We start from the raw sequence: 1257 nt of genomic DNA, 5'->3' as shown, positions 1-1257 counted from the left end.
GCGCCTGGAAAGATGCACTCGCCCCAGAGGTCTACGTGACCCAGTGGCACTATAATGCTTTGGGTGTGATGCTGACTCAGTGGGATGCTAAAAGCAATCGACAGCGCAGCGAGTATGATGTCTCAGGTGCCTTGTCGGCGAGCTATTTACTGTTGGCAAACCAAGCGGAGAGTACCGAGCAGGTGCTGGTGTCTGAGATTGACTACAACGCCAACGGCCAGAAAACCCGTGAGTTGGCAGGCAATGGGGTGGTCACCACTTATACCTATGATGAGCGGGATTGGCGTTTAATCACGATGCTGACGGAGCGACCGAGCAGTGGAACACGCAGTATCAAGCTGCAAGCGCTGAATTACACCTATGATCCGGTGGGGAATATTGTCTTAATTGAGGATAAGGCAGTGGCCACGCGCTTTTACAAAAATCAGCGCGTCGTGCCCGAACACACCTACAGCTATGATGCCCTGTACCAGCTGATGAGTGCCACGGGCCGAGAAAATGCGACCAATCAGCCGCAACACTCATCGCTTCCCACGCCCAGTATCCCTATCCCTACCGACAGCAGTCAATTGCGTAACTACAGGCGAACTTATGCTTACGATAGGGGCGGAAACCTGCATCAAATCCAACATGTACCAGCAGGGAGTTCGGGGTATACCCTGACGATGGTGGTGTCTGAGCGTAGTAACCGCACCCTGCAACAAACCACAGGCACACGGATTGAGGCAGGGGATGTGGATGAGCACTTTGATGCCCATGGTAACTTACTGCAACTGGAACACACCAAGGCCATGCAGTGGGGCCGTCATGACCAGCTAACGCAAGTGACGATAACGGGGGGGCAAACAGAACATTATCAGTACACCGCTCAGGGAGCCCGAATTCGTAAGGTGTTATCAGACACGGGCAACGATAGTGAGCAGGCGGTCATTTACTTGCCGGGGATCGAGCTGAGAGTGACCCGAAATAATGATGCGGTGAGCGAAGCGTTACACATGCTTTCACTGAGCAATACCGGTCGCAATCAGGTGCGCTTGCTGCATTGGGCCTCAGAGACACCTGATGGTATCGATAATGACCAGCTCAGATACAGTCTGGATAATCACTTGGGTAGCAGCCATTTGGAGCTCGACAGTCACGGGGATGTGTTGACGCAAGAGGAGTATTACCCCTTCGGTGGCACGGCAGTGTGGAGTGCAAAGCATACCTCGGAGGCGAAGTATAAATATGTGCGTTACTCAGGTAAAGAGCGGGATG

The 1257-nt window shown here is 53.1% G+C and carries 1 pseudogene; it reads left to right on the top strand.

Features of this window, described 5'->3' with window-relative positions:
• Positions 1–1257 (top strand): annotated as a pseudogene (locus tag FS373_RS31780) (RHS repeat protein); the annotation flags it as partial.

The organism is Shewanella sp. YLB-07 (assembly GCF_009377275.1).
Note: the sequence above shows the minus strand (reverse complement) of the source record. Positions and strands in the feature narration are given on the sequence as shown.